This is a genomic window from Paractinoplanes abujensis (assembly GCF_014204895.1).
Taxonomy (GTDB): Bacteria; Actinomycetota; Actinomycetes; order Mycobacteriales; family Micromonosporaceae; genus Actinoplanes; species Actinoplanes abujensis.
This window is the reverse complement of sequence record NZ_JACHMF010000001.1, coordinates 9,255,951-9,282,898: the sequence shown is the minus strand read 5'-3', so window position 1 is coordinate 9,282,898 and position 26,948 is coordinate 9,255,951. Positions and strand designations below refer to the sequence as shown.

The window sequence follows — 26,948 nt, the reverse complement described above, 5'->3', positions numbered from 1 at the left end:
CGTGGAACTGCGCGAATACGTACGGGCGGCCCGGCGTCGATGGGCCTGGATCGTCGTGCCGGTGGTGCTGGCGGCCGGGATCGCGGCCGGGTTGTCGCTCACGCAGGAACCGGCGTACCGGTCGTCGATGGTGTTGTTCGTGAGCACCGGAGCGGGTGACCCGGACGCCAAGGCGAGCCGCCTCAACTCGTACATCGCCCTGCTCACCGGGCCCCGGGTGGCGCAGACCGTGTCGGCCCGGCTGAACCCGCCGGCGCCCGCCGACCAGGTGCGCGAAAGCCTGTCGGCCGAGGTCCAGGCGGGCACCGACCTGCTGGTGGTGTCGGCCAAGGACCCGTCGGCCGAGCGCAGCCGCACGATGGTTACCAACGCCACGGCGGCGCTGGTGGCGCTGGCCAAGAAGCTCGACCCGCCGGGCACCGCGGCCGACAGCGGGCCGCCGCCGCAGATCACCGTGGCCCAGGACGCGGTGACCGTGCAGGAGCCGGGCCACCTGGCCCGCAACATCGGCTTCTCGGCCGTGCTCGGACTCCTCGTGGGTGGGGTCGGCGTGGCGGCGCGCGAGGCCGGCCGCAAGACGGTCACCGAGGAGGACGACCTGCGCCGCCTCGGCATCGGCACCGTGGGCGTCATCTCGCTCAGCGGGCGCTGGGCCCGGTCCGGGCAGGCCGACTCCGCGCTGGCCGAGGCCTTCCGCCGGCTGCGCAGCCTGCTCCCGGCCGATCTGGTGCGTGGCCACGGCACCGCCCTGATGATCACCGCGGCCGGTCCGAAGGAGGGCACCACTGCGGTGTCGTGCGGGCTGGCCATAGCGATGGCCGAGACCGGGGCGCGGGTGCTGCTCGTCGACGCCAACCTGCGCTCCCCCGGCGTGGGCCGCTACCTGTCGATGGGCGGCGGGCCCGGGCTGGCCGACGTGCTCGACGGGCGGGCCCGCCTCAACGACGTGCTGCGCGACCCGCTCGCCGGGCGGCTCACCGTGCTGCCACCGGGCGAGAAGCGGGCCGATCCGGGCGAGGTGCTGGCGTCGCCCCGGCTGGCCGCGACGGTGAACGAGCTGACCTCGCGGTTCGACATCGTCATCGTGGACGCGCCGCCGCTGCACGGGGTGGCCGACGCGGCAGTGCTGGGCAAGGTGACCGACGGCGCGCTGCTGGTGGTCCGGGCCAACCGCACCCGTACGGCCGACGTGCAACGCTCGACCGACCTGCTCGAACGGGTCGGCGCCAAGCTGGTCGGCGCGGTGCTCAACGCCCTGCCGCGCAAGCTGCCCGACACGTCGGCCGGCGCTCAACCGACCGTCCCGGCCCCGATGGACAGCCCGGGACTGATCACCACGCTGCTGGGCGCGCCCGGCGAACGGGACGAGCCGATGCCCCCGCCCAACCCGGTCAGCGGGCGGGCCCGGGTGGCCAAGACCGAGATCACCACGGCCGACGTCTCCCATGCCGTCATCACCCCACGCCGCCCGCCCGACGGCCCGGCCCCGCAGCGGCCGTACGACGGCTCGGTCACGCAGCGACTTCAGGGCGGCTCGGTTTCCCGGCGACCGGACGACAAGTCCGCCCCACGGACGCCCGGCAACGGCTCGACCCCACGGACGCCGGACGACGGCTCGACGGCGCAACGGATCGTGCCGCCCAAGCCGCGCCCGGTGCGGGAGGACGAGGCTTCGCAGACGCAGGCGATCATCCCGCCGGGGCGGGCGGTGAAGGTCGCGGCCGAGTCGGTCTCGCTCAACGGACACGGTAAGGCCGTCGTGCGGGGGCAGGCCATGGTGGCCGAGAAGGACCCGGCGGCGGAAGAAACGACCGAGGAGCGACCGGCTGTGGACAGGCCGGCTGTGGAGAAGCCGACGGCGGGCAACCCGACGCCAGGACGGTCCCCGAAGCCGGACGAGCAGGACCCGGACGAGGAGACGCAGCAGCACGAACCGAGGCCCGAGGATGAGTGAGCTGCAGGCCGAGCGCCCGGCGGCCGAGGTTGCGCCGGCGCGGCGGCCCGGCCCCGCGGCCTGGGCCGGCGCGCAGTTGCGGGAATCGTACGTGCAGCTTTTCGCCTCGCAGTTGCTCACCGGGGGCGTGGCCTTCGTGGCCAACATCCTCATGGTGCGCGCCCTGGCCCCGGCCCACCGCGGCGAGGTCGCGCTGATGTTGCAGGTGGTCTACCTGTCGACGCAGTTCATGCTGCTGGGCACGGAACGCAGCTTCGTGGCCACCTATCACGAGGCCACGCCGGGGGCGGCCGTCAAGGCGTACGGGAAGCTCCTGATCGTGCCCTGCGCGGCCGGGCTGCTGCTGGCCGCGGGCTTCGAGGTGCTCGCGCCGGATCGCTACAACCCGGGGCTGCTGGTGATCGGGTTGATCGCGGCGTACACGCTGGTCGAGGTGGCCGGGCTGGCCACGCGGTCGATCGCGATCGCGGCCGGACGGGTCGGCGACTTCCTGATCTGCCGGGTCGTCGAGGCGTTCCTGCTGCTGGGGCTGCTGGTCGTGCTGTATCGGGCGAACACCACCACGCCCGCCCTGTGGATCGTGGCCTACCTGATCGCGGGTCTGCTGCCGACGGTCGTCTACATCGTCCTGTGGCTGCGTGGCCCGAGCGCGCCGATGGCTGATCGCAACCGGGCCGTACGGCGGGAAGGGTTGTCGCTTTTCCCGGCGGCCATCTCGAACATGGCCATGCTGCGCTCGGACCGTCTGGCCCTGCCCGCGCTGGCGTCGACGTCGGCGCTCGGCGTCTACGCCGCCGTGGCCACGATGACCGAGCTGCTGGCGTGGCCGGTCCGCGCGTACGCGGACGCCAAGCTCGGCAAGTGGCGCAAGGAGCACAACGACGGCGGGCTGCCGACCCGGCCGATCCTGCTCGCGGTGGCCGTCTACTGCCTGGTCGTCGCCCCGATCGCGGCGGGTGGGCTCTACCTGTTCATCGTGCCGGTCTTCGGCCACGAGTACGCCGGGGCCCAAGCGGTGGTGGTGCCGCTGGTGGCCGCGGCCGGCCTGTACGCGATCTCGCGCGTCACGCTGGGCCTGCTGATCGCCAAGGGCCGCGGCAGCCTGGTGTCGGCGGCCGAGATCACCGGGTTCGTGGTCAGCTTCGCCGCGTACCTGCTGCTGATCCCGCCGTTCGGCATCCTCGGGGCGGCCTACGGCTCGCTGATCGGCTACGGCTCCTGCCTGCTGTTCGCCCTGATCGCCAACCGGCTGAGCGGTGACCGCGAATGACGTGGTTGCGCACCCCGCGCGTCTTCCTGGCCCCCGGCGTGGTGTTGATCCTGGTGGCGATCGGCGGGCGGTTCACGCTCGACCGGGCCGGCTACACCGATCTGGCCTGGGTCGACCTGCGGGTGATCGGCCTGCTGGTGGCGCTGGCCGTGCTGATCGTCGACATCGCGCGCCGGCCCTCCGTGCCTGTCGCGGGGCCGCGGCGGGAGGGCTGGCTCGTCGCGACCGTGCTGTTCTTCCTGTTCCAGATCGCCTCCGGGCTGTGGGCGCCGGCGGCCTCGCGGGTCGGGCCGCAGACGGTCGACCTGGTGCTGATGGGGGCGCTGGTCGTCGCCTTCTACCTGTACGCGGTGGGTGACCCCGAGACGGTTCTGCGTACGGCGTTCCTGCTGTTCTACCTGGCCGCGCTGGTGTTCGCGCTGGCCGCCCTGTTCGTCAACGGCCCCGGAGAGCAGGGCCGCTACTCGGCGTTCGGCGGCGGCCCCAACGTGTTCGTCCGCATCGAGATCCTCGGCATCATCAGCGCGATCGCCCTGGCCCTGTTCCGCCGGCGCCTGTGGCCACTGCTCGCCACCCCGCTGTTCGGCCTGGCCGCGGTGCTGTCCGGCTCGCGGGCGGGACTGCTCGCGGGGGCGGCCGTGGGAGCCGTCGCGCTGTTCAAGATCCGTCGGCGGCTGCACCCGGGGGCGATCGCGGGCGCGCTGGCCTTCGTCGCGGCCGCGGTCGTCACGATCACGGTGTTCGCGCCACCCGCCTTCACCAGCCTGTTCCAGGAACGCTTCGTCGAGCAGACGGTGCAGCAGCGCTACCTCTCCGACCGTACGGACATCTGGGCCGCGGCCTGGCAACTCGCGGTCGACCACCCGATCGCCGGGGCCGGGCTGGACGGCTTCTACGGGCTGATCGGCGTGAACCAGTTCGTCGAATACCCGCACAACTACGTGCTCGGCGTGGCGGCCGAGGGCGGGCTGATCGGCATCGGCCTGCTCACCGCGTCGGTGCTGCTGTGGGCCACGACCGTACGTCGCGGCGGTCATCGTCCCCGGCTCACCGGCCTGGCCGTCGCGGCCGCCGTCTTCGTCGGGCTGAGCAGTCTGTTCTCCGGCGACTACTACGACTCCCGGCTGGCCTGGCTGTTCGCCGCGATGGCGGCCGCGGCCGCGGTGGTGCCGGTCCCCGCCGGAAGACTCGAGGAGGTGCCGGCGTGAGCGCCCGTATCGGCCGCCGGGCCGTGCTGCTGGCCGCGTTCGGTTCCGTCGCCGCCGCCTGCGGCGCCGAGGAGGACGACGTGACCGGTGCGCTGAGCCCGATGCCGGCCCGGCCCGACGGCCCGCCGGTGGCCGCGGCGGCGCTCAAGCCGGTCAGCTACTGGGCCGGCATCTTCCTGCGGGCCTGGAACTACCAGGCCGAGACGGCCCTGCCGCTGACCCGCTCGGCCGACAGCTGGGACCATTACAACGTCTCGTACACGGTGGACGCCTTGGTCGCGATGTTCCGGGCCACCGGGGAACGCCGCTACCTCGACCGGGCCCTGCAGTTCACCGAGAACGTGGTGGCCACGGCCGTCCCCCGCCGCGGCGGCTACCTGGGCTGGGTGTCGGCGCAGGAGGACGGCGACGAGGTGCCGCTCTACGAGAGCTACTTCTGGCGCTACGGCACCGCGCTGCTCCTGGCCCTGCGGGAAGATCCTTCCGCGTACGCCGACTCCCGTTACCGGGCGCGCTACGACCGGCTGCTGGCGTTCGCCGAGAAGCACGTCTTCGAGAAATGGCACATGCGCGGGCCCGAGGAGACGATCTACCGCGAACGTACGCACATGACCGCGCACTGGGGGCTGATCGCCACCAACCTGGCCCGCTGCACGATCGACAGCGCCCGCCGGGCCCGCTACGCCGCCGTGATCGCCGACGTCGACCAGCACGTGCCCGGTTACGGCGGCGGGCTCAAGCAGCAGATGCGCCGCAACCCGGCCGAGGCCACCGCGTACTTCTGGAGCGACGTGTGGGGTTCCGGCCGGCGGCCCGGGCAGGACGTCAGCCACGGCAACGGCGTCCTGGCGTACGTGGTGGAAGCACGCGATCGCGGCACCACGTGGACCGAGGCCGACATGACAGCCTTCTCCCGGCTGCTGACCGGGGTCGTCTGGCCCGGGGGCACCACCTATCGGGCCTATGTGGACGGCACCGGAGCCGACAACGGCTGGTTCTCCGACGGTTTCGTCAAACTCGGCCGCTACGACGCTGCGGTGCAGCAGCGGCTCGAAAGTCACCAGGTCGTCAACGACCAGTTCGCCGCCAACATGGCGCTCAACGCTCGGATCTTGCGCGGTAAGGAGAACGGAACATGACCGCAGCGCTCGTGGGACCGGCCGCCCGGGAATGGAAGGAGGCCCTGCACCGCACCCGGCACGACACCTACCACCTGCCCGGCTACGTCACCCTGGACGCGGCGCTGTGCTCCGGCACCCCGGCCGCCTTCTGGTACACCGACGGCAGCCGCCAGTTCCTGCTGCCCCTGATCCTGCGCGAGATCACCGGCACCGGCCTGAAAGACGCCCTCTCCCCGTACGGGTATCCCGGCCCGGTCAGCGACGCCATGCCCGGCGACCGCGACTTCTGGGAACGGGCCTGCACGGCGATGCTCGGGACACTGCGCGGCGAAGGCGTGGTGACCGCGTTCGTCCGCATGCACCCGTTGCTGCCCGCGCCGCTCGACCTGCTGCGCCGCTTCGGCCCGATGGTGCATCACGGCGAGACCGTCTCGATGGACCTCACCGTCAGCCTGGACGAGATGTGGAAACAGACCCGCAGCGACCACCGCAACCACATCAACCGGGCCCGGCGGGCCGGCACCGAGGTGGTCTTCGACGACTGGGACCGGCTCGGCGAATGGGTCGACGTCTACCACGACAACATGCGCCGGGTCGGGGCGTCCGACTACTACTTCTTCACCCGCGAACACCTGGCCGCCATGCACGACGCGATGGGCGACCGGATGCACCTGGCCGTCGCGTTGGAGGACGGCGAAGTGGTCGGGGGCAACACGTTCTTCGAGCACGACGGCATCGCTACCGGTTACGTCTCGTCCACTCGGCGGGCCCCCCGGCGCTACGCCGACGAGATGCTCTACGACGAGGTCCGGCGCTGGTGCAAAGCGCGCGGCGACACCATGTTCCACCTGGGCGGGGGCAAAGGCGGAGCGCGGGACTCCCTCTTCTCGTACAAGGCCGGGTTCTCGCCGCGCGAACACCCGTTCCACACCTGGCGGATCGTCGCCGACCGGCCCGCGTACGAGGAACTGGTCCTCGCCCTCGGCCGGGAAACCGACGAGACCGGCACCTTCCCGCCCTACCGTTAGGAGACGCCATGCGGATCACCTGTGCCGGCGGCGGGCCCGCCGGACTCTACTTCGCCGTGCTGGCCAAGCTGGCCGACCCCGCGCACGAGGTCACGGTGCTGGAACGCAACCCGCCCGGCGTCACCTACGGCTGGGGCGTGGTCTTCTGGGACGACCTGCTGGACGACCTCTTCGCGTACGACCCGGTGAGCGCACGCCGCATCTGGTCCGCGGCCTGCCAGTGGGACGAGTACGAGGTGCGCGCCACCGGCAAGGAGGTCACGCACCTGGCCGGTTACGGCTTCAGCCTGGGCCGCCACAAACTGCTCGGCATCCTCGCCGAACGGGCCGTGGAACTCGGCGTGGACGTCCGCTACTCGTCGGATCTCTCGGACATACCGCCGTCCGACCTGGTCGTGGCGTGCGACGGTGCGGGCAGCCGGCTGCGCAACGCCGACGCCGAGCACTTCGGCACCGAGGTCGAGACCGGCGCCAACAAGTACATCTGGCTCGGCACGCCGCACGTCTTCCGCACGTTCACGTTCGGCTTCGAGAAGACGCACGCGGGCTGGATCTGGTATCACGCCTACCCGTTCGACGACGAGACCAGCACGTTCATCGTCGAATGCACCCCCGCCGTCTGGTCGGCCCTCGAACTCGACCGGCTCGACGCGGCGGCCGGCTGCGCGCGGCTCGAAACCATTTTCGCCGCGCACCTGGGCGGGCAGCGGCTGATCGACCACCGGGCCGACGCGGGCGGCACCGGCTGGATGAACTTCCGCCGCGTCACCAACCAGCGCTGGGACAACGGCAACGTGGTGCTGATGGGCGACGCCGCGCACACCACGCACTTCGCGATCGGCTCCGGCACCAAACTGGCCATGCAGGACGCGATGGCGCTGGCCGACAGCCTGGCCGCCGGTGGCCCGCTGGCCCCCGCGCTGGAACGCTACGAACACCGCCGCCGGGCCGCGCTGGCCCCGCTGCAACGGGCCGCCCGGGCCAGCAGTGAATGGTTCGAGCGGATGCCCGAATACGCGGATCTGCCGTCGGCCCGCTTCTCGTACGCGCTGTCCGACCGGCGTGGCGAGTATCCATCGTGGCGGTACCTGCTGCACTTGAGCACCCAGCGCGCGGTGCCGAGAGCGATGTTGCGATCGGCCCTGGGCGTCCGCCGACGGAGCCGGGCCCGGCGCCGCCCCGCTGCCGAGCCGAGAGTTCCCCAACTCACAGGAGGTTGACTATGGCCGATGCCGCACTGCTGTCACCCCGGGACCCGGCCTGGACGGAGGCACTCGACCGGGTCCGGCACGACATCTACCACATCCCCGAGTACGTGCGGCTCGACGCCGGCCTGACCGGCGCAACACCGGTGGCCTACCGGTACGACGAGGCGGGACGCGTCTTCCTGCTCCCCTTGCTGCTGCGGCCGGTGCCCGGCACCGACCTGCAGGACGCTATTTCCCCGTACGGGTATCCGGGCCCGGTCGGCAGCGCGGACGCGGCCTTCTGGTCGCGCGCGACCGCCACGATGACCGAGGTGCTCTGCACCGAGGGGGTGGTCACCGCGTTCGCGCGGCTCCATCCGCTGCTCCCCGGCTGCCGGGAGGTCCTGGCCGGATCGGGCACGGTGGTGCAGCACGGCGAGACGGTCTCCATCGACCTGACGCTCGGCCCGGACGAGCTCTGGTCCCAGACGCACCGCAGCCACCGCAACCAGATCAACAAGGCCAAACGGGCCGGCGTCGAGATCGTCTTCGACGACTGGGACCTGTTCGACGACTGGATCGGCACCTACCACGCGACCATGCGCAGAGTCGGGGCGACCGACTTCTACTTCTTCGGCGCCGACCATTTCCACCGCCTGCGCGCCGCCGTCGACAAGCACGTCCACCTCGCCGTAGCGACTCTCGACGGCCAGGTTCTCGGCGGCAACCTGTTCTTCGAGTACGCCGGCATGATGCACACCCATCTGCAGTCCACCGCCGACGGCCCGATCCACTACGCCGACAAACTGCTCTACCACGAGGTCCGTATGTGGGGCCGCGCCCGCAACAACCACATCTACCACCTGGGCGGCGGTGTGGGCGGCACCGCCGACTCCCTGTTCCGCTACAAGTCCCAGTTCGCCGCCGGCCGCCAGCGGTTCCACACGTGGCGGGTCATCACCGACCGGGGCAACTACGAGAAACTGTCCGGCCCGCCCACGCCGGAGTCGATGACCGGCCGCTTCCCGCCCTACCGCTAGCCCGTACGCCGCGCGCTGTGCCCGCCGGCCACCCCCGGCGAGCACAGCCCCGGCTCAGCACCCACCGTCGGTGCCGTCCCGCGTCACGACGAGGGAGGCCACCGCCTCATGGGGCGGCAAAGTCTTCGAGACCCAGTAATGATCGGGCGCAACCACGCCTTGCAGATAGCCGGACCAGTCGTGGCGGACCAGAACCGCCGTGATCTCCACGGTGAAGCCCGCCCGCGTGTCCCGCCCGATCTCCTGCCGCGGCCCCTTCCACACGCCGTCCGCAAGCTTCTCCGCGAGGCCGTCGAGGTAGTAGGCGCCCGTCCCCACCTTTTCCCGATCGTCCCAAGGGCGGTTGAAGACCAGCAGATCGAAGTCGGCCGGACTCCAGTCGCCGGTGCCGTCGAAGACGTTGCACAGCCCCACCGGACGGTCAACGGAATCGAACCTGAGCTGCGTTCTCTTCCCGGCCGGCGGCGACGGCGCGGGAACCGGCTTCTCGGTCGTCCGGGGCTTCGCGATCAAAGCGCCGCCGAGGGTGACCGCACCGCCGATCACCGCCACCACGACGGCACCCCAGAAACCGATCTTCGCGGTCTTGTGGGCCAGTTGTTTGTCGGCGCTGGCATCGTCGACCGGCTTGGCCATGAATGCTCCCTCCGCGCGCTGCTGCCGCTCCGAGTAACGATCAGCCTTGCCGGGCGGACACCCCCTTCAGCCTGAAGTGGTCACTCGTGGGGTGCGTGCTCGCACTATGCTCCGGGCGTGCCCGTCATCGACCTCGACTCCCGAGCCCCCGTCAGCCCGACGACCCGCGGCCGCCATCCCCGTCTGCTGATCATCGTGGCGGCGTTCGTGGTCCTGCTCGGCGTGCCCGGCGAGGCCGGCCACCTGCCGAGCGTCTTCGACGACTTCTGCGGCTACCTCGCCGCGACGGGCCAGTCCGGCCGCAAGAGCGTCGTCCTGATCGACACTGTCTCGGGCGAGATCACCCAGCAGACGACCGTCACGGGCGCCTGTCCCACCGGCCCTTAGGACTGCCAACCCGGGCCGGAGCCGTGCTCGGTGCCGCGGCGGGCGATCCGGGGTGCTGCCGAGTCAGCGGACCAGTGCTCGGTACTTGTCGTGGTCGGCGTAGCTTGGGCGCCCGGCTGCGGGGCCGTCCGCGTTTGCCGCGTATCGGTGGCATGGCTCGCAGCAGTGGGACGAGTTGGGTGACGTCGCTGCGGTTGCCGCGGGTCAGCAGCACCGCAAGCGACCGGCCATCGCCCGGGACACGTCCAGCTCCCCAGCGGCCCGCCGCTCGGCGCTTTTCATGTCACCGGCAACGGCCGGCCCGAAGATCAAAGTCCTCATGACGACGTGAGCACCGGCTGATCAGCATGTCCAGGCGGACACGGGTCAGCGACCCCTTGGCGGCAGCCCGATCCGTGCCGTCGCCGCTGAGCACCAACGCTCGCCGCCGGTTGACCTGCCGGGTCCGCGTCGTGGCGAAGTCATCACGCAGGGTACTCGTCCTGGAGCAGCGGCGATCCGTTGTGTCCGAAGCGGAGGGATGTCGACTCGGCGACAGAGGCCCGGCTCGCGGCGGACTAGAAACGAAGGCACTGATCGTCGATTCGATCCGGGGAGGTGCCATGTCGTTCAGCTTCCTACTGCTCACCGTCACGCCGCCCGTGGCCGGGGTGCTGCTGGGTTATCTGTGCGGCGGGCGCCTGTCCGGGTTGCGTGCCGTACGGATCCGGGCGCTCTGGCTGATCTGGCTCGCGGCGGCCGTACAGTTCGCGCAGTATTCCGCGCCCGATGTGCGGCACCTCGTCGAGGACGTGGCCGGCGTTCCGATGCTGGCGCTGGTCTTCGGCATCGTCTTCGGCTGGCTGACCGTCAACCTGGGCCACTGGCCCGCCGCGATCCGCTGGGCCGGTGCCGTGATCGTCCTCGGCGCGGCCATGAACGCTCTGGTCATCGGACTGAACGGCCGGATGCCGTACGACTCGGCCGCGGCCACCGCGGCCGGAAGCACGCCCGGTCTCGAAGGCCCGAAGAACGCGCCCGCCGATGCCGGCACCCGATTGGCCCCGCTCGGCGACATCATCCCCGTGCCGTTGATCAACAAAGTAGCGAGCCCCGGCGACGTCCTGATCAGCGGCGGCACCGTAGCCCTGGTCGCCCTGGCGATGCGCCGGCCCCGCCGCGACCCCGCAGCCCCAGCACCGGCCGTCGTGCCCGCCACCGTCTGAACACACCGCGACCCCCGCCGCCCCAGCACCAGCCGACCTGCCCGCCACCGTCCGAACACACCGCGACCCCCCCGCCCCAGCACCAGCCGACCTGCCCGCCACCGTCTGAAGGAGAAACTCATGACCACCCAGCGCACCTGGCGACGCCTGGCCGCAGCCGCCTGCACCCTGACCAGCCTGGCCCTCCTGCTCTACACCGTCGGCGCCCCGCACCTCAGCATCGGCTGACCGCCAAGCCGTCCATTGTGTTAGGAGAACCGCGATGACTCGCACATCCTCGTGGTCCCGCCTGGCGGTCGCCGCCACCACGGTGGCCAGTCTGGCTCTGCTGCTCTACACCGTCGGCGCCCCGCACATCAGCACCGGCTGACGGAATACGAAGCGGCGCGTCGCACGAAATCGACGCGCCGCTGAGGTCGGCCGGGACATGCGCGAACATCTGACGCCCCGAACTCGCGTGTCGGAGAAAGCCCCGCCGGGCCCAGACCGGGCCCGGCGGGGCGTTACCGCCAACGGCGCCGATAGTCGCGGCGGGCCGAGCGGGACCACTGACGGCGCAGGGCGGCTCGCGCCTCACCGGCCTTCCTGAAGTCTCGGCTCCAGATGCGATAGCGGGGTGCGGGGACAGGCCGGGGCTCGGGGAAGTCGAAAGCCGTCCGGCGCAGAGTCCACGCGCCGTCCCAGCCGAGCCTTGGTGTCTCGATATTGATCAACGCTGAGGTACCTATCTGCTGCGACAGTTCCGTTGCTCGCGAAAAGGTCCGCGCACGGCGTGCGGGCGAGTGGCGAGCCGCGTGTCATGGCGGCGCGCCGCACTCGGCCGGCCGGTGCGGGACGTCGGTGCGCCGGGTGGCCGGCGCGGCACGGTGGAAGGTCTCAGCGCAGATACAACGGCTCGTCCCCTCTTCGGAAGCTGAACACCGAGGCTACCGCCCGGCAGGGGTCGGCTCCAACGGTTAACCGCCGCCGTCCAAAGGCCTGCCGGCCCGAAGGGCGCGCGATGGCCCGGACGGCCGACGCGGCTCCGCGCGGGCGGCGCGCTCCGGACAGGCGGCGCGGGCGGCGCGGGCGGCGCGGTCCGCGGGGGCGGCGCGGGCGGCGGGTGGCGCGGGCAGGGGATGCGGCCCGCGGGGGTGGCGCGGGCAGGGGGTGCGGTCCGCGGTGGCGGCGCGGACAGGGGATGCGGTCCGCGTGGGGTGGGTGGCGCGGCGCCGCAGGGGCGGCGGTCCGGACAGTGTTCAGGCGGGCATGGGCGGCGGTGGTGGACCAGTGTGCGGGTGTCGGTTTCACCGCTGCCGAGCGCTTGACGTTTTCCTATATCGGAAAATATGGTGGCGGCATGGCACGAGCGGCGACGACCTCGGACGTGTTCAATGCGATCGCCGAACCGCAGCGGCGAGATGTGCTGGCCCTGCTGAAGGCCGGCGAGTGGCCCGCGACCGGGCTGGCCGAGCGGCTGGGCATGAGCCCGTCGCAGGCCTCCAAGCATCTGCGGGTGCTGCGCGAGGTCGGGCTGGTGCGAGTCCGCGAGGTCGGCAAGCAGCGCCTCTACGAGCTGGACGCGCGCGGGCTGCGCCCGGTCCACGAGTGGGCGGGCGGGTTCGCGCAGTTCTGGAACGAGAGCTTCGACCGGCTCGACACGTACGTACAGGAACTCAAGGAGCAGCAATGAGCATGCCCGACAGCGACCGCGAGATCGTGGTCTCCCGGCTCATCGACGCCCCGCGGGAGCTGGTGTTCGAGGCCTTCACCGAGGTGCGGCACCTGTCCCGCTGGTGGGGTCCGGAGGGGTTCAGCACCACCACGCAGTCGTTCGACTTCCGCGTGGGCGGGGTGTGGGATTTCGTGATGCACGGGCCGGACGGCACCGACTACGCCGAGTGGATCACCTGGCGCGAGATCAGCCCGCCCGAGCGGATCACGCTGCTGCACGGCGAGTCGGCCGACGACCCGAACGCGTTCGAGTCGGTGCTGACGTTCGAGACGGCAGGCGCAGCGACCCGGCTGCGGATGCGCACGCTGTTCCCGACCAAGCAGGTGCGCGACGAGGCGGTCGAGAAGTACCACGCGATCGAGGGCGGCGAGCAGACGCTGAACAACCTGGCCGCGTACGTCACCGGGCGCACCAGCTGATGGCGGGCACGGTGTTCGTCAGCGTGACGATGTCGCTCGACGGTTTCATGGCGCCGGAGGAAGTGTCGGTCCAGGAGGTCTTCTCGCCCGAGGGCCGCAACTCCCCGGCGGCCCGGCGGTGGATGGCGAAGTGGTCGGAGCTGCAGGCGTGGGTCTTCCCGCTGCGGTTCTTCCGCGAGAACACCGGGATCGGCGAGGGCGGTGAGGAGGGACGCGACAACGACATCGCCCGGGCCACGCACGAGCGCATCGGCGCCAACATCATGGGCAAGCGCATGTTCGACGGCGGCGCGCTGGCCTGGCCGGAGAACGCCCCGTTCCATACGCCGGTCTTCGTCGTGACCCACGAGAAGCGGGACCCGTGGGAGCGGCCGGGCGGCACGACGTTCCACTTCGTCAACGACGGCATCGAGGCCGCGCTGGAGCAGGCCCGGGTGGCCGCGGGCGAGCGGGACGTGCGGATCTCGGGCGGCGCCGAGACGATCCTGCAGTTCCTCGACGCGGGCCTGGTCGACGAGCTCTCGATCACGCTGGCGCCCGTGCTGTTCGGCTCGGGGATTCGCCTGTTCGAGGGCGTGGACGACTCCCGCGTCGCGCTGAAGCAGGTGCACGCCGAGCCGTCAGCGACCGTGACTCATCTGACTTATTCGGTGCATCGGCCCTAGACCGCCGCCAGGGCCAGCAGCGCGGCGACCCGGTGCACGTCGGCCGCGGTGCAGCGGTGGTCGGCCGGGACGGTCAGAATGCGTCCGGCCAGCGCGGCCGCCTCGGGGTCGCCGCTCCAGAAGCCGCCGGCCGGCTGCCGCCAGTGGACCGGGGCGTAGATGCCGTGCCCGGCCAGGTGGCGCAGCAGCTCGTCGCGGGCCGGCTCGTCGGGGCAGAGCAGTTGCACCCGGAAGGGGGCCGCGCCGCGCGGGTGGGCGCCGGGGGCCGCGAGCAGCAGCTGGTGGGGCAGCAGCACTTCGAGGGCCCGGGCGTTGCGGGTGGCGGCGGCGCGCAGGCCGGCGATGTCGAGGACGGGCAGCACGGCCGCGGTGAAGGCGCTGGGCGCAGCCTCGCTGCCCAGCAGCGCGTGCTCGCCCTGCTGCTGCAAGGCGCGGAACGCGTCCTTGGCCACCGGGTGACCGGCGAGCCAGGCCGCCTTGAGCACCATGGCCGCCAGTTTGAGGTCACTGCCGGGCGCGGGACCGGCCGAGGGCGCGGGCAGGTCGAGGCCGCGGGGTGACCACAGCAGACCGCCGTCGGGGACGGGCAGGGTCTTGCGGAGCGACGCCACGGCGTACGGGGCAATGCTGGTTCTGGCCCAGGGACCGAAGGGGTCGTGCGAATGGTCCTCGATGACGGTCACGTCGGGATGGGCCGTGATCCAGTCGCGCCAGACGGCACCGTCCTCGCGGCCGAACAGGTTCTGGGCCAGCACCACGTCGCCGGGGCGGGTCCGCAGCGTCTCCAGCGAGGGGCCGCCGGGCAGGTGGCGATACCAGGCGAGCGGCCGGTGCACGCTCAGCGCCTCGGCCACCCCCGGGCAGAAGAACGACGGCACGTGCAACCGGCCGGCCGGGGTCAGCCGGCGGAGCAGCACGGTCAGCGCCCCGCAGCCGGTGGCGTACAGGGAATGACGTGGCGGGAGGTGGCCGTTCTGCGCGACGGTGAGCAGGACGGCCGGATCCCAGTGGAACTCCGAGCCGATCTCCCGGGACTCAGGCAGCACGGCGGGCTTCCGCGGCCGGCTGCGGCGCAGTGTCCTGGGCGCGGGCGATGTTGAGCGTGTCGACGTGCACGGGCGGCTCGCCGCGGCGCAGGTCGGTGACGGTACGCGCGATGATGCGCAGGTCGAGCAGGGGCGACCAGTGGTCGACGTACCAGCGGTCGAGGATGAAGCGTGCCGGCCAGTCGATGTCGTCGCGCCCGTTGACCTGGGCCCAGCCGGTGATGCCGGGTTTGACCTCGAGCCGCCGGGCGTCCAGCGGCGAATAGTTGGCCACCTGCGGCAGCACGTCGGGGCGGGGCCCGACCAGCAGCATCTGCCCGGCCAGCACGTTGATCAGCTGGGGCAGTTCGTCGAGGCTGGTGCGGCGCAGGAACCGGCCGCAGGCGGTGATCCGGGGATCGTTCTCGACCAGGCCGTACGGGTCGCTGATGCCCAGTTGCGTGCTCAGCGCGACCGAGTTGTGCACCATCGAACGGAACTTGAGCATGCGGAACGGCTTGCCGCGCAGGCCCGCGCGGTCCTGCACGAACAGGATGCCGGGACCGTCGGCGATCCGGATCCACAGCGCCACCCCGAGCAGCACCGGGGACAGCAGGATCAGGGCGACGGCGGCGACGAGTTGGTTGACCAGACCCCAGAGCAGTTTCACATCGTCTCCACGTTCTCTCCGGTGAGGCGCCGGCGGGTGTCCAGCACGTACGGGGCGTGTTCGGCGACGAGGCCGAGGTCGAACACGTCGTGGTCGGCCAGCAGCACGACGGCGTCGGCCTCGGCCAGTTGCCCGGCGGTCAGCGAGACCCGGGTGACCCGGCGGTCGACCTGCGCGTCCTCGACGACGTGGGGGTCGGCCGCCCGTACGTCGGCTCCCATGTCGAGCAGCAGCGAGGCGACCCGGCGCGCGGGCGACTCCCGGGCGTCGCCGCTGTTCTTCTTGTAGGCCAGGCCGAGCAGCAGGATGGTGGAGCCGTTGACCGCCTTGCGCCGCTCGTTGAGGGCCGCCACGAGACGCCGTACGACGTAGTCGGGCATGTGGTTGTTGATGTCGTTGGCCAGCTCGACGAAGCGGAAGCTCTGCCCGAGCGTGCGCTGCACCCGCCACGACAGGTAGGACGGGTCGATCGGCAGGCAGTGCCCGCCGACGCCGGGCCCGGGCACGAAGCGCAGATAGCCGAACGGCTTGGAGGACGCGGCGTCGATGGCCTCCCACACGTCGATGCCGAGGGCGTGCGCGAACACGGCCAGTTCGTTGACGAGCGCGATGTTGACGTGCCGGAACGTGTTCTCGAGCAGCTTGGCCAGCTCGGCGGTCCGGCAGTCACCGACCGGTACGGTCTTGGCCACCACCGAGCTGTAGAAGGCGTCGATGCGTTCCAGCGAGGCCGCGTTGATGCCCGAGACCACCTTGGGTGTGGTCTCCAGCGTCCATTCGCGGTTGCCGGGGTCGATCCGCTCGGGGCTGTAGCCGAGATGGAAATCGGCGCCGGCGATCAGCCCGGAGCCCTCCTCGAGCAGCGGGGCGACCAGGTCGGTGGTGGTGCCGGGATAGGTGGTCGACTCGAGCGCCACGGTCGCTCCGGGGCGCAGGTAGCGGGCCAGCGTACGGGCCGATTCCTCGATGTATTTGAGGTCGGGCGTGCCCTCGCGCAGCGGCGTGGGCACGGCGATGACCGCGATGTCGAAGCCCGCGCAGGACCGCGGATCGGCCGAGGGGCTGAACGTTCCGGCGTCGAGCAGCTCACGCAGGTCGGCCGAGGCTACGTCGTCCACGTAGGACTCGCCCGCGGCCAGCCGCTTGATCCGCTCGTCGTCGACGTCGAAGCCGACGACGCTGTGACCGACTTGGGCCGCCCGGACGGCCAGTGGCAGCCCGACGTATCCCTGACCGACGATGACGACCCGCATGTGGGCTCCTTAGCTGGCTTTCAGGTATTGACGGGCGACGGACAGGGCCGGGCTCTCGGCGAGCCAGCGCATGACCGCGATCAGCTCGGACCGGGTGGCCGTGGGGTCGAGCAGCGAGAGGGCGGCGCCGTCGAGCGGGGGCACCGGCACCTGGGAGATGAGCGGATGGTTCGGGCGGCGGTCGCTCTCGTGCTCGCCGAACAGGCTCTCGTGCATCTTCTCGCCGGGCCGCAGTCCGGTGTACACGATGGAGATGGGCCGCTCGGCGGCGTCGGCCAGGCGGCGGGCCACGTCGGCGATGCGGACCGGCTCGCCCATGTCGAGCACCAGCACCTCGCCGCGGCTGTCCAGGGCGCCGGCCTGCACGACCAGCCGTACGGCCTCCTGGACGGTCATGAAGAACCGCGACACCTCGGGGTGCGTGACGGTGATCGGCCCGCCCGCCTCGACCTGCGCCGCGAACGCGGTGAGGACCGAGCCGCGGCTGCCCAGCACGTTGCCGAAGCGGACGCTGCAGTACGTGCCGGACCCGGCCTCGTCGGCGGCGGCGGTGAGCCGTTCGGTGATGCGTTTGGAATAGCCCAGCACGCTGCCCGGCGCGGCCGCCTTGTCGGTGGAGATGTTGACCAGCCGCTCGACGCCGTGCCGGAGCGCGGTCCGCAGGATCTGGTACGTACCCAGGATGTTGGTCTTGAGGGCCTCGGACGGGTGCATCTCGAGCAGCGGCAGGTGCTTGAGCGCGGCGGCGTGGAACACCACCTGCGGCTGGTGCTCGGCGAACACCTCGTCGAGCCGCTGCTGGTCGCGGATGTCGGCCACCACGAGGTTGCGGTCGTCGAGCAGGCCGCGGCCGTCCATCGACAGCTGCACGGCGTGCAGCCCGGACTCGTCCCGGTCGAGCATCACCAGGCTCGCCGGGGCGAAGCGGACGAGCTGGCGGCACAGTTCGGAGCCGATCGAGCCGCCCGCGCCGGTGACGAGCACGCGCTTGCCGGTCAGGTGGCCGGCGATGGCCCGCAGGTCGAGCCCGATCTCACGGCGGCCCAGCAGGTCGGCGTGGCTGACCGGGCGGATGTCGTCCACGCTCACCGTGCGGCCGAACAGCTCGACCACCGGCGGCACGACCTTGACCTCGACGCCCGACGGGAGGGCCAGGTCGGTCAGTTCGCGCACCAGGTCGGCGCCCGCGCTCGGGATGGCGATCAGCACCACGTCGGCCTCGTACCGGCTGATCACCGAGGCCATCGCGTGCCGGTTGCCGGCCACGGGCACGCCCATCACGCGCAGGGTGCGTTTGGCCGGGTCGTCGTCGAGCAAGGCGACCGGCACGTACGGGCTTCCGGGGTTGCGCAGCATGGCCCGCACCACCTGGGCCGCGCCCTCCCCCGCGCCCATCACGACCACGCGGCCGCCGTGCTCGGGTGAGGGTCGCAGGCGCTGGTCGCGAGCCAGCCGTACGGCGTAGCGCACCCCCGCGGCGAGGACGAGGGCGATCAGGCCGGACGCGATGATGGCGGACCGGGGCACCAGCCGGCCGAGCAGCGTGTCCAGGACGAAGAGCACCGGCGTGGTGACCGCCGCCGTCTTGGCCAGCGCCGCGATCTCCTCGAAGCACCCGTACGACCACCGGCCCGTGTAGAGCCCGAAGCGGAGTCCGACGAGCGTGTGCACGACGGCCGCCACCGCTGCCAGCGCCAGCACCTCGTTGAGGTGGGACTCGGCCAGGTCACCGTCGTGACGCAGCACCGTGGCGATGGCCAGCGCCAGGCCGAGGGCCAGCGCGTCGACGGCGGCGCGGGCGGCCCGGCCCGGCAGGATCGCGCCCAGCCGGCGCGAGCCCGGCCATCGACTCCCCGGAGGATCGTCGCCGTCCGCGCGGGGCGCCGCACTGCGTACCTGCATGAATTCCTCCTTGCGCGGACGCCCGGGAGCACCGGTCGGGAAAGCTTCACAAGGCAAGGAAAATGCGCCCGGTAATATCGCTCACCGAGGCCGGAAATATGATCCGCACGCTTTCTTTGCCTGCGTTCCGAGCGTGCCAGGAGGGGCCGGATGAATACAGTAGCAATTGTCATGCGCGATGCGAGTAGCGTTCATGTTTCACGTGACAACCCGCCTGGCCAGGCAAGTCGTGATCGTGCAGCCATTTGCCGAACATGAATATTCTTCTTTTTAGGCATGACATTTGCGACTGTCATTCACGCCGGAGGCTCTGCGAACGTCCATTCTGCGGGCGCAATCAATCTGTCGACAATGCGATAGCGGGGTAACGAGAAATGGCCGTTCGGGTGCTGCACGTGATCAGCGCCCGGGCCGGCGACGGCGCCGAACATCAACTGCGGCTGCTGATCCGCAACCTGCCGCAGGAGAGCGAGGTGGTCACGCTGTCACCGCCCGGACCGGTGCTGGCCCGGATGCGGGCCGACGGCACGGCCGTGCACGAGATCGCCAGCAGCCGCGATCTCGACCCCGCCGCCATCGTGCGGTTGCGGCGGCTGACGCTGCGCGGCGGCTTCGACGTGGTGCACACCCACCTGTTCCGGGCGAGTGTGCAGGGCCGGCTGGCCGCCTGGCTGGCCGGCGTGGCGCAGGTCGTGGCCACGGAGTACCACCTGGACGAGGGGCGGCGGACCGTGCTCGCCCACCGCGGGCGGGGCCGGTTCACCATCGCCGTGTCCGCGTTGATCGCCGAGCGGCTGCGCCGATGGGGCGTGCCCGGCGACCGCGTGACGGTGATCCCCAAGGCGCTCGACACCGGCGAGTTCGGCTTCGACGCGGAGCTGCGCGACCGGACCCGGTCCCGGCTCGGCATCGCGCCCGGCACCCCGGTGATCGGCGGGCTGGGCCGGCTCGAACCCCGCAAGCGGTTCGACGTGCTGATCCGGGCCGTGGCCGAGGTGCCCGGGGCGGTGCTGCTGCTGGTCGGCGACGGCTCGGCCCGGCGTGGGCTGGAACGGCTGGCGGCTATCGAGGGTGTGGCCGACCGGGTGCTGTTCGCCGGGCCGGTGCGGCACGCGCGGGCGATGTTCTGCGCCATGGACGTCTTCGCCTCCCCCGGCCGTGAGACGTTCGGGCTGGTGGTGCTGGAGGCGATCGCGGCCGGGCTGCCTGCCCTGTACGCCACGTGCGAGGCCTTGGCCGACAAGTCGATCTCCGGCGCCGAGCGGCTCACCCCGCACGACCCGGAGTCACTGCCCCGCAAGCTCCGGGCCGAGGTGCTGTGCCTGGCCGAGCGGGCGGGCGGGCGGCTCGCGCCGCGCTCGGCGGGCGACCGTTACGACGCGGAGCGGATGGCGGCCGAGGTGGGTGACCTCTACGAGCGGGTGAGCGGCGCGGGCTGACGGGTCAGGGCCCAGCGGTCGAGCCGGCGGGCCGCGGCCGGACCCTGGATGATCAGCCAGCCCAGCCAGGCGCCGAGCGTGTTGGCCATCAGGTCGTTGACGTCGGCCCAGCGGTTGCCGTGCAGGAAGACGAGGAGCAGGGCCTGGACGGTCTCGATCGACAGGCTGATCAGGAAGCCGGTCAGCACCACCCGGCCGCGGTCACGCACCCCGGCCACCACCCGCAACGCCGCGGCCAGGGGCAGCAGCATGATGATGTTGAGGATGAAGTCGTCGACCCGCATGTCGAGGAACGGCACGAGCAGGAAGCGGAAAAGCTCGGGCGGGCCCGCCTCGGGACCCCAGGCGATGTCGAGCGGCAACAGGGTCGCGCCCAGCACGGCCACCGCCCACCACCCGGCGGCCCAGACCGCGACGAGCCGCCCCGGGGCCAGCGCGCGCCGGCGGCGCAGCACGACGACCGCGGTCACCATGAGCACCGTCCCGAGCGGGATCAGGATCGGAAGCGCGGGGACCTGAAGCTGACCGGACGGCACCGCACCAACGGTACCTATCAGCGGAGCCAGCCGTCCTTGCGAGCGATCCGGATCGCGTCGAGGCGGTTGCGCGCGCCGGTCTTGGCGATGATCGCGGACAGATAGTTGCGGACGGTGCCACCCGACAGGAACAGCTTGCGCGCGATCTCCTTGACCGGCTCGCCCTCGGCGGCCAGACCCAGCACCTCGAGCTCGCGCGTGGTCAGCCCCTTGTCGGTGAGCAAGGACGCCGTCTGCAACCGGGCCGACACCACCCGCTCCCCACCGGCCAGCCGGCGTACGGAGTCGGCCAGCAGGGCGGCCGACGCGTCCTTGGGCAGGAAGTTGAGCGGGCCGGACCGATGTCGCGGGGGCAGCATGCCCCGCTTGCTGGGGTCGCAGAGCAGCAGCAACGCGCAGGAGGGGTTGGCCGAGCGCACCGCGTTCGCCACGGGCAGCACCTGGCTCACCATGTATTCCGTGTCGATCACGATCACGGAGGGCCACATCTCGGACGCCACCTGCGGCAGATCGTTGCCGTAAGGAAGCGTGCCGATGAAATGCATGTCGGGGTTCGACTCGAGCAGGGCACGTACGGGGACGCCGAAGTATCCCTCGTCTCTGGCCACCGCAACCCGGATCACCACATCACCTCGCCGATGGACGCCAGCACCCGTGCCCGGATCTCGTATCCGGCAGGCACCCCGGAAAGCTCGTTTCTGTGTACTCCTGCCTGTCTATTCGTCGCGCTCGCGTCGACGGATGGGCGGACAGGGAGAAGAATTTCGATCCAGCCAGCTCGTGACACGCTTGTGCCACCGGTCACACGGGCCCCGGCGCCTCCTCACCGTAACCTCTCCGTCACAGTGGGGCGACAGGGCTGTCCGATCAAATGACCCAAGTGCACCGGATCTCCTGATCGGGCACTCGGAAATCAGCTGGAAACGGCCGTCCTCATCAGACGGATGTCTCCTCGCGCCGACGATCCCAGAGGCGGCGGACGGCCGGCAGCACCTCGGAGACCGCCGGGATGCCCGGCTCCGGCGCGGTCTCGCCGACCGCCAGGGCCGGCGCGGACCCGGCCAGCGAGCCGGCCATCCGGTCGACGTCGTTCATGATCGAGCCGGTGAGCACCAGCACGCCGGTGTCGGCGAGCTCGCTGCGCACGGTGCGCAACGTGCGGCGCGGGGCCTCACGCAGGTCGGCCAGCAGGTCGTCCAGGTGACCGGCGTCCTTGGTGACGTCGGTGTCGGCCTCCGACACCAGGTCGGCGTGCGCGGCGAACGCCTCGGCCGCGGTGGTGAGCACATGACCGATCTGCTCGGGCACGCCCGCGGTCATCGGCGTGGCGATCGCGTCGAACATCGAACGAGCCACCGAGTTCACCTGATCCACGCCGTGCTCCAGAGCCCGCAGTGTCTGCTGCAGCGGCACCACCTGGGCCACCGGCGTGGTCAGCGACCAGCGGGCCTGCTTGCTGAGGTCGTCGACCGCGGTCACCGCGTCGGCCAGATTCTCGCCCAGCCCTCGCGAGCGGGCCAGCCATTCGGTGGCCTCCTCGCGGGTGTAACCGCCGCGGGCGCCGGCGCCCAGGTCGCCCAGCAGCAGCGCGATCTCGGCCGAGACGTGCGAGAGCTTCGCGCGGGCCCGCTCGAGCGGCGTCTCCCCGCCGACCAGCGGCGACAGGATCACCCCGACCACGATGCCGAGGGCGGTGGCCGCCACGCGCTGCCACATGTAGGCCTCGGTGATCGAGCTGCCGGCGACCAGGATGCCCAGCGACGTCGCCGGCACCGCGACCGCGCCGTCGCCCAGCCGCAGCAGCCGCCCCGCGGCCAGCCCACAGCCGGCGATCACGGCGATCGACCACCAGTGCAGACCGAAGAAGTGCCACACGGCGACCGCCACCCCGATCGCGGCCACCGTGGCCAGCAGCCGTTTGGCGCCCTCGCGGACCGAGGCGTGCGAGCTGATCTGCACCGACAGGGTGGCCGAGATGGCCGCGATGACCGGGCCGGCCAGGTGCAGCAGGCCGGCCGCGGACCAGGCCAGGCCCGCGGCCACGCCGGAGACGAGGACGGTCCGGGCGGCGGCGCCGTCGATCCGGTCGAGACACCAGCGGGCGACGTTGCGGACGCGCTCGGGCAGGTGGGGTTGCACCCGGGCGTGCATGGCGTGATAGCCGGAGTGAACAGCGGGACGGACGGTGCGGCGCAGCAAGGTTGCGATCACGGCGCACAGGGCGAGGCCCCCGGCAACAATCAGCCACTCCAGCAACGAATCGTCTTTCTCTCATCACCCTCTGTTACAGCCAGTTCTCAAATTAGTCGTGACCGAGCGGCTTCATGGTGATATGAGAGGAATGTGATGGGGGTCGCGCCGTAAAATCCAGTCAACCTTTTGGATCCCGGGCGGCGTTAGCTTCACATGTCATCACATGCACCGCCGGACGACGGCTTCCGCGCCTTCGTCGAGCAGCACTGGGCGCCGCTCGTGCGGATCGCCTACCTGCTGACCGGCGATCGCGGCTACGCCGAGGACCTGGTCCAGGCGGCCCTGGAGAAGACCCACCGCAAGTGGGGACGCGTGGCGAAGATGGAGGCGCCGGTCGCCTACGTCCGCCGGGCCATGGTCAACACCGCGACCTCGTGGCGCCGGCGACGCCGCGTCGGCGAGGTCCCGCTGCTGACCACCGACGGCCCCAGCACCGACCCGTACGGCTCGGTCGAGCACCGGCAACAGGTCGTGGCCGCACTGCGCACGCTGCCCCCGCGGATGCGGGCGGTGCTCGTGCTGCGCTACTTCGGCGACCTGACCGAGGCCGAGATCGCCGAGACGCTCGGCTGCTCGGCCGGCACCGTCAAGAGTCAGGCCTCCCGCGGGCTCGAACGCCTGCGTGAGCTGATCACCCCCGCCGCGTTGGAAAGGACCCGAGGATGAACACCGAGACCGCCCTCAAGGACGCGCTCGCGGCCGAGGCCGACGCGCTCGGCGCCATCGACAACCCGTGGCCCGGCTTCCAGCAGCGCGAACGCCGGCACAAGCTCCGGCGCCGCACGGCCCTGGCCGGGGTCGCGGCCGTGGTCGCCGCGGCGGGCGGGGTGCAGGCCGGAGTGGTGCCGCTGCCCGGATGGGCGCCCGGCATCGCGGTGGCCGGTTTCAACCCCGTGCTCAACCAGGGCCCGGTCCGGGGGTCGCTGGCCGGCGACAAGGCCTTCCTGGAGGCCATGCGGCAGCAGTTCCAAGACGTCCAGGACCCCGGCGAGACCTGGCGGATCGCCGACCGCAACCAGATCGATTTCGTGTACGCCGCTGACGTCGGCGACACACGGCTCGTGCTGGCAGTCGTCCCGCTGCGCTTCGGCTTCCTCGAGGACAAGTCGCTGATCTGGTACGACGGCCCGGCCGGGGCGCCGGCGAGCAAGATGACCGAGGGCGGCCGCACCGACGCCGGCGACACCGTGGTGACCTACTCGCAGCGCAGCGCCGAGAAGCCCGGCGTCCTGGTGGTCGTCGCGCCGGCCGGGACCACGGTCGCGGTCAGCGAGGGCTTCCGCTACACCGCCGAAGGCCGCGTCGAACACGACCCGGCCAAGGTGCAGCAGCCCGGCACCGGGCTGACCGAGATGGTGCTACCGCCCGCGCCGAAGCCGCCCGAAAGCAAGATCACGGTGACCGACGGGGCCGACGTGATCTATGAGGGCGGCGCCGCGACCGGCTGGTCAAGCAGCCGCGACTACCGACCCGACGAATTCTCCGCGGCCACCGTGACGAAGGCGCTCGGCGGCCGAACGTTCGACCGCGAGACCATCGTGCGCTGGGCCAACTCCGCCCTGCAGGACGCCCGGCTCGGGGCCGAAGGCACCCGGCTCGAGATCCGCTGGACCGGCACGGTCAACGGGCAGCCCGCCGCGCTGCTGACCGTCCAGCCGCGTGGGGGCGGCGTGCTCGCGTACGCGTTCCACGGCAAGGCGAGCGCCTACCGCCAGGACCTGCGCCTGCTGCTGCCGGCCGCGAACGTGACCGAACGGCCCATCGGCTGGCGGCTGCGCGCCGAGAACAGCGACGACAAGACCGACCAGGTGATCGTCGTCGGCCCGGCCGGCACCGAGCGGCTGACCCTGCAACTCGGCTCGGCCGCACCCACGCAGCTCACTGCGGACGCGACCGGCGCGGCCACGACATCGGCGCCGCCGCAGGAAGAGGCGCGCGTGACCGCGTACGGGAAGGACGGGGTGGAACTGGGAACCACGCCGGTGCCGATGTTCGAGTACGACTCCGGCGGCCTGCCCGGCGACACCCCGAAGACCCGGATCGTCGGCTGAGGACGACAGGCCTCAGGACAACGGCTGACCGCCGGTCACGCCGAGCACCTCACCGGTGACGTAGCTGGACTCCTGCGACGCGAAGAAGACGTACGCGGGAGCCAGCTCCGCCGGCTGCCCGGCGCGACCCATCGGTGTCTGCTCGCCGAACGACTCCACCTTCTCCGACGGCATCGTCGCCGGGATCAGCGGCGTCCAGATCGGACCGGGCGCCACCGCGTTGACCCGGATGCCCTTCTGGGCCAGGCTCGCGCCCAGCGCCTTGGTGAACGCGACGATGCCGGCCTTGGTGGTGGCGTAGTCCAGCAGCTCCGGTGAGGACTGGTAGGCCTGGATGGAGGCCGTGTTGATGATCGTCGACCCGGGTCCCATCTGCTCGACGGCGGCCTTGCTCAGCCAGAACATGGCGTACAGGTTGGTCTTCAGCACCCGGTCGAACTGCTCGGTGGTGATGTCGCCGATGCCGCCGGGCTGGGCCATCTGGAAGGCCGCGTTGTTGACCAGGATGTCGAGGCCGCCGAGGTCGCTGACAGCGCGCCCGATGATGTCCTTGCAGTGCTGCTCGTCGCGGATGTCGCCCGGCACGGCGACCGCCTTGCGACCGGCCTTCTCGACCAGCTGCACGGTCTCGCGGGCGTCGTCCTCCTCCTCGGGCAGATAGGCGATGAGGACGTCGGCACCCTCACGGGCGAACGCGACGGCCACCGCCCGGCCGATGCCCGAGTCACCGCCGGTGATGATCGCCCGCTTGCCGGTCAGCCGGCCACTGCCCCGATAGCTGTCCTCACCGTGGTCCGGCTTGTCGTCCATCTGGCCGGTCGTGCCGGGATGCGGGATCTCGCTGCTCTGTTGTTCGTCCGCCTGCGGGAACTGATCCTGCGGGTTCTGCTTGCTGTACTGGCTGTCGGGCACGATGCCGCCTCTCGGGTCGATGGCGCGGCGTACCCCGTTATTCGGAACTGATGCCCGGCAACCGGCTGTTTGCGGGCGCAGGGCCCGGGTAGGCCGCCCGATGCCCAACCGCCGGATCATTCTCGACACCGACATCGCCATGGGCGCGCCGGGCTCGGACATCGACGACGGCTTCGCCCTGGCCCTGGCGATCGATCTGAGCGATCAGTCGCTGGAGCTGGTCACCACGGTGAACGGCAACATCGACGTCGACACGTCGACCGTCCTGGCGCTCAACCTGCTCGACCGGTTGGGCCGGCCGGAGATCCCGGTGGTGCGCGGTGCCCGGACACCCCTGCGACGCCCGGTGCACGAGCACCCGGCCCGCGACCGGGTGGCCGGCGTGCGCGCGGAACTGGCCGGCCGGGCCCCGGCTCCGGGCCGCGCGCCCACCGCGATCATGGAGCACGTCCTGGCCTGTCCCGGCGAGATCACGATCGTGGCGATCGGCCCGCTGACCAATGTGGCGATCGCCCTGGCCCTGGAGCCGGCGGTGGCCACCGCGGTCAAGGAAATCATCGTCATGGGCGGCGCTTTCATGCGTACCACCAGCCTGCTGTCCATGCCGGGCGAGTTCAACATCTGGGTCGATCCCGAGGCCGCGTCCATCGTGCTCGGCTCGGGGGCCCCGCTGCGCTTCATCGGGCTGGACGTGACCCTGCAGGTCGCGCTGGGCCGCGCCGACGCCGATCGGCTCATCGCCACCGGCCGGCCGTTCGCCGAGTACGCCGGGCGGTGCGCGCACGGATGGATCGACTACCTCCGGGAGGCCTACCCGGGGCAGGAGTTCCTGACGGCGCCCATGCACGACCCCCTGGCGGTGGCCGTGGCCAGCCGTCCGCACCTGGTGACCTGGCGCCCGGCCCGGGTCGAGGTCGAGGTCTGCAGCGACATCACCCGGGGCGTGACCGTGGCCGACCTGCTGGCCTCCCGCCACCCGCCCGAACCCAACTGCCTGGTGGCGACCGACGTCGACAGCCCCGCCTTCATCGACTTCTTCCTCAATCACGTCTACTCCCTCTGAAAGGGCACCG

General features: G+C 71.5%; 25 protein-coding genes and 1 pseudogene. 16 read left to right on the top strand and 10 right to left on the bottom strand.

Features of this window, described 5'->3' with window-relative positions:
• Position 1 precedes the first annotated feature (1 nt).
• From BKA14_RS42850 to BKA14_RS42820, 7 genes are read left to right on the top strand one after another with little or no spacing between them, the layout of a single operon-like run.
• Positions 2-1,954, top strand: coding sequence for a polysaccharide biosynthesis tyrosine autokinase (locus tag BKA14_RS42850; RefSeq protein ID WP_239092617.1), 1,953 nt, complete (start codon positions 2-4; stop codon positions 1,952-1,954).
• Entirely contained in the window at positions 1,947-3,224 is a 1,278-nt protein-coding gene (locus BKA14_RS42845; RefSeq protein ID WP_239092618.1) for a lipopolysaccharide biosynthesis protein, read from the top strand. The genes BKA14_RS42850 and BKA14_RS42845 overlap by 8 nt, the downstream gene beginning before the upstream one ends.
• Positions 3,221-4,432, top strand: coding sequence for an O-antigen ligase family protein (locus tag BKA14_RS42840; RefSeq protein ID WP_184956421.1), 1,212 nt, complete (start codon positions 3,221-3,223; stop codon positions 4,430-4,432). The genes BKA14_RS42845 and BKA14_RS42840 overlap by 4 nt, the downstream gene beginning before the upstream one ends.
• The gene (locus BKA14_RS42835) at positions 4,429-5,571 is read left to right on the top strand and encodes a hypothetical protein (RefSeq protein ID WP_239092619.1); all 1,143 of its coding nucleotides are present in this window, start codon (positions 4,429-4,431) and stop codon (positions 5,569-5,571) included. Before BKA14_RS42840 ends, BKA14_RS42835 begins: the two co-directional genes overlap by 4 nt.
• A complete protein-coding gene (locus tag BKA14_RS42830) occupies positions 5,568-6,581 on the top strand; it encodes a GNAT family N-acetyltransferase (protein ID WP_184956420.1) in 1,014 nt (337 codons plus the stop codon). The genes BKA14_RS42835 and BKA14_RS42830 overlap by 4 nt, the downstream gene beginning before the upstream one ends.
• Before the next feature lie 8 nt (positions 6,582-6,589).
• Positions 6,590-7,801 carry an FAD-dependent monooxygenase gene (locus BKA14_RS42825; protein ID WP_184956419.1) on the top strand — a complete coding sequence of 404 codons (1,212 nt, stop codon included), beginning with the start codon at positions 6,590-6,592 and terminating at the stop codon, positions 7,799-7,801.
• A 2-nt stretch (positions 7,802-7,803) separates the two neighbouring features.
• Positions 7,804-8,808: a GNAT family N-acetyltransferase gene (locus tag BKA14_RS42820; RefSeq protein WP_184956418.1), complete on the top strand. Its 1,005-nt coding sequence runs from the start codon at positions 7,804-7,806 to the stop codon at positions 8,806-8,808.
• 54 nt (positions 8,809-8,862) lie between these two features.
• Here BKA14_RS42820 and BKA14_RS42815 read toward each other — a convergent pair whose 3' ends face one another.
• Entirely contained in the window at positions 8,863-9,444 is a 582-nt protein-coding gene (locus tag BKA14_RS42815; RefSeq protein WP_184956417.1) for a hypothetical protein, read from the bottom strand.
• A 117-nt stretch (positions 9,445-9,561) separates the two neighbouring features.
• Between BKA14_RS42815 and BKA14_RS42810 the strand changes: the two genes are divergently transcribed.
• On the top strand, positions 9,562-9,831 hold the full coding sequence (locus BKA14_RS42810) for a hypothetical protein (protein WP_184956416.1): 270 nt from the start codon (positions 9,562-9,564) through the stop codon (positions 9,829-9,831).
• Positions 9,832-9,948: 117 nt separating this feature from the next.
• On the opposite strand, the pseudogene BKA14_RS45785 reads toward BKA14_RS42810, so the two are convergent.
• Positions 9,949-10,039 (bottom strand): annotated as a pseudogene (locus tag BKA14_RS45785) (IS5/IS1182 family transposase); the annotation flags it as partial.
• 394 nt (positions 10,040-10,433) lie between these two features.
• Here BKA14_RS45785 and BKA14_RS42800 point away from each other — a divergent pair.
• From BKA14_RS42800 to BKA14_RS42785, 4 genes are all read left to right on the top strand, one after another.
• Positions 10,434-11,036, top strand: coding sequence for a DUF5317 family protein (locus BKA14_RS42800; protein ID WP_184956415.1), 603 nt, complete (start codon positions 10,434-10,436; stop codon positions 11,034-11,036).
• Positions 11,037-12,375: 1,339 nt separating this feature from the next.
• Complete coding sequence (locus BKA14_RS42795) at positions 12,376-12,708, top strand: ArsR/SmtB family transcription factor (protein WP_184956414.1); 333 nt, start codon at positions 12,376-12,378, stop codon at positions 12,706-12,708.
• On the top strand, positions 12,705-13,169 hold the full coding sequence (locus BKA14_RS42790) for an SRPBCC family protein (protein WP_184956413.1): 465 nt from the start codon (positions 12,705-12,707) through the stop codon (positions 13,167-13,169). Before BKA14_RS42795 ends, BKA14_RS42790 begins: the two co-directional genes overlap by 4 nt.
• Positions 13,169-13,834, top strand: coding sequence for a dihydrofolate reductase family protein (locus tag BKA14_RS42785; RefSeq protein ID WP_184956412.1), 666 nt, complete (start codon positions 13,169-13,171; stop codon positions 13,832-13,834). The genes BKA14_RS42790 and BKA14_RS42785 overlap by 1 nt, the downstream gene beginning before the upstream one ends.
• On the opposite strand, the gene BKA14_RS42780 is transcribed toward BKA14_RS42785, so the two are convergent.
• The 4 genes from BKA14_RS42780 to BKA14_RS42765 are packed head-to-tail and all read right to left on the bottom strand — an operon-like array spanning position 13,831 to position 18,684.
• The gene (locus tag BKA14_RS42780) at positions 13,831-14,880 is read right to left on the bottom strand and encodes a hypothetical protein (RefSeq protein WP_239092620.1); all 1,050 of its coding nucleotides are present in this window, start codon (positions 14,878-14,880) and stop codon (positions 13,831-13,833) included. The two genes, BKA14_RS42785 and BKA14_RS42780, sit on opposite strands and share 4 nt — an antisense overlap.
• Positions 14,870-15,529, bottom strand: a complete 660-nt coding sequence (locus BKA14_RS42775) for a sugar transferase (RefSeq protein WP_239092621.1) — start codon at positions 15,527-15,529, stop codon at positions 14,870-14,872. The genes BKA14_RS42780 and BKA14_RS42775 overlap by 11 nt, the downstream gene beginning before the upstream one ends.
• A complete protein-coding gene (locus tag BKA14_RS42770; protein WP_184956411.1) occupies positions 15,526-16,782 on the bottom strand; it encodes a nucleotide sugar dehydrogenase in 1,257 nt (418 codons plus the stop codon). The genes BKA14_RS42775 and BKA14_RS42770 overlap by 4 nt, the downstream gene beginning before the upstream one ends.
• A gap of 9 nt (positions 16,783-16,791) precedes the next feature.
• Positions 16,792-18,684 carry a nucleoside-diphosphate sugar epimerase/dehydratase gene (locus tag BKA14_RS42765; protein WP_184956410.1) on the bottom strand — a complete coding sequence of 631 codons (1,893 nt, stop codon included), beginning with the start codon at positions 18,682-18,684 and terminating at the stop codon, positions 16,792-16,794.
• A 374-nt stretch (positions 18,685-19,058) separates the two neighbouring features.
• On the opposite strand from BKA14_RS42765, the gene BKA14_RS42760 reads away from it, so the two are divergent.
• On the top strand, positions 19,059-20,123 hold the full coding sequence (locus BKA14_RS42760; RefSeq protein ID WP_184956409.1) for a glycosyltransferase: 1,065 nt from the start codon (positions 19,059-19,061) through the stop codon (positions 20,121-20,123).
• Here the strand turns inward: BKA14_RS42760 and BKA14_RS42755 are convergent.
• The 3 genes from BKA14_RS42755 to BKA14_RS42745 all read right to left on the bottom strand — a co-directional run bounded on the left by BKA14_RS42755 (position 20,096) and on the right by BKA14_RS42745 (position 22,915).
• Entirely contained in the window at positions 20,096-20,659 is a 564-nt protein-coding gene (locus BKA14_RS42755; RefSeq protein WP_184956408.1) for a VanZ family protein, read from the bottom strand. The genes BKA14_RS42760 and BKA14_RS42755 overlap by 28 nt on opposite strands.
• A gap of 17 nt (positions 20,660-20,676) precedes the next feature.
• Positions 20,677-21,282 carry a response regulator transcription factor gene (locus tag BKA14_RS42750; RefSeq protein ID WP_184956407.1) on the bottom strand — a complete coding sequence of 202 codons (606 nt, stop codon included), beginning with the start codon at positions 21,280-21,282 and terminating at the stop codon, positions 20,677-20,679.
• A 313-nt stretch (positions 21,283-21,595) separates the two neighbouring features.
• A complete protein-coding gene (locus tag BKA14_RS42745) occupies positions 21,596-22,915 on the bottom strand; it encodes an FUSC family protein (protein WP_184956406.1) in 1,320 nt (439 codons plus the stop codon).
• Positions 22,916-23,065: 150 nt separating this feature from the next.
• On the opposite strand from BKA14_RS42745, the gene BKA14_RS42740 reads away from it, so the two are divergent.
• Positions 23,066-23,578: a SigE family RNA polymerase sigma factor gene (locus BKA14_RS42740; RefSeq protein ID WP_184956405.1), complete on the top strand. Its 513-nt coding sequence runs from the start codon at positions 23,066-23,068 to the stop codon at positions 23,576-23,578.
• A complete protein-coding gene (locus BKA14_RS42735) occupies positions 23,575-24,963 on the top strand; it encodes a hypothetical protein (protein ID WP_184956404.1) in 1,389 nt (462 codons plus the stop codon). The genes BKA14_RS42740 and BKA14_RS42735 overlap by 4 nt, the downstream gene beginning before the upstream one ends.
• A 12-nt stretch (positions 24,964-24,975) precedes the next feature.
• On the opposite strand, the gene BKA14_RS42730 is transcribed toward BKA14_RS42735, so the two are convergent.
• On the bottom strand, positions 24,976-25,773 hold the full coding sequence (locus BKA14_RS42730; RefSeq protein ID WP_260417728.1) for an SDR family oxidoreductase: 798 nt from the start codon (positions 25,771-25,773) through the stop codon (positions 24,976-24,978).
• Positions 25,774-25,975: 202 nt separating this feature from the next.
• Between BKA14_RS42730 and BKA14_RS42725 the strand changes: the two genes are divergently transcribed.
• Positions 25,976-26,938: a nucleoside hydrolase gene (locus BKA14_RS42725; RefSeq protein WP_184956402.1), complete on the top strand. Its 963-nt coding sequence runs from the start codon at positions 25,976-25,978 to the stop codon at positions 26,936-26,938.
• Positions 26,939-26,948 lie beyond the last annotated feature (10 nt).

Coding starts and splice junctions, on each gene's coding strand:
- BKA14_RS42845 (WP_239092618.1), top strand. CDS start 1,947: ATGAGTGAGCTGCAGGCCGAGCGCCCGGCGGCCGAGGTTGCGCCGGCG.
- BKA14_RS42840 (WP_184956421.1), top strand. CDS start 3,221: ATGACGTGGTTGCGCACCCCGCGCGTCTTCCTGGCCCCCGGCGTGGTG.
- BKA14_RS42830 (WP_184956420.1), top strand. CDS start 5,568: ATGACCGCAGCGCTCGTGGGACCGGCCGCCCGGGAATGGAAGGAGGCC.
- BKA14_RS42825 (WP_184956419.1), top strand. CDS start 6,590: ATGCGGATCACCTGTGCCGGCGGCGGGCCCGCCGGACTCTACTTCGCC.
- BKA14_RS42820 (WP_184956418.1), top strand. CDS start 7,804: ATGGCCGATGCCGCACTGCTGTCACCCCGGGACCCGGCCTGGACGGAG.
- BKA14_RS42815 (WP_184956417.1), bottom strand. CDS start 9,444: ATGGCCAAGCCGGTCGACGATGCCAGCGCCGACAAACAACTGGCCCAC.
- BKA14_RS42800 (WP_184956415.1), top strand. CDS start 10,434: ATGTCGTTCAGCTTCCTACTGCTCACCGTCACGCCGCCCGTGGCCGGG.
- BKA14_RS42795 (WP_184956414.1), top strand. CDS start 12,376: ATGGCACGAGCGGCGACGACCTCGGACGTGTTCAATGCGATCGCCGAA.
- BKA14_RS42790 (WP_184956413.1), top strand. CDS start 12,705: ATGAGCATGCCCGACAGCGACCGCGAGATCGTGGTCTCCCGGCTCATC.
- BKA14_RS42785 (WP_184956412.1), top strand. CDS start 13,169: ATGGCGGGCACGGTGTTCGTCAGCGTGACGATGTCGCTCGACGGTTTC.
- BKA14_RS42770 (WP_184956411.1), bottom strand. CDS start 16,782: ATGCGGGTCGTCATCGTCGGTCAGGGATACGTCGGGCTGCCACTGGCC.
- BKA14_RS42765 (WP_184956410.1), bottom strand. CDS start 18,684: ATGCAGGTACGCAGTGCGGCGCCCCGCGCGGACGGCGACGATCCTCCG.
- BKA14_RS42760 (WP_184956409.1), top strand. CDS start 19,059: ATGGCCGTTCGGGTGCTGCACGTGATCAGCGCCCGGGCCGGCGACGGC.
- BKA14_RS42740 (WP_184956405.1), top strand. CDS start 23,066: ATGTCATCACATGCACCGCCGGACGACGGCTTCCGCGCCTTCGTCGAG.
- BKA14_RS42735 (WP_184956404.1), top strand. CDS start 23,575: ATGAACACCGAGACCGCCCTCAAGGACGCGCTCGCGGCCGAGGCCGAC.
- BKA14_RS42730 (WP_260417728.1), bottom strand. CDS start 25,773: ATGGACGACAAGCCGGACCACGGTGAGGACAGCTATCGGGGCAGTGGC.
- BKA14_RS42725 (WP_184956402.1), top strand. CDS start 25,976: ATGCCCAACCGCCGGATCATTCTCGACACCGACATCGCCATGGGCGCG.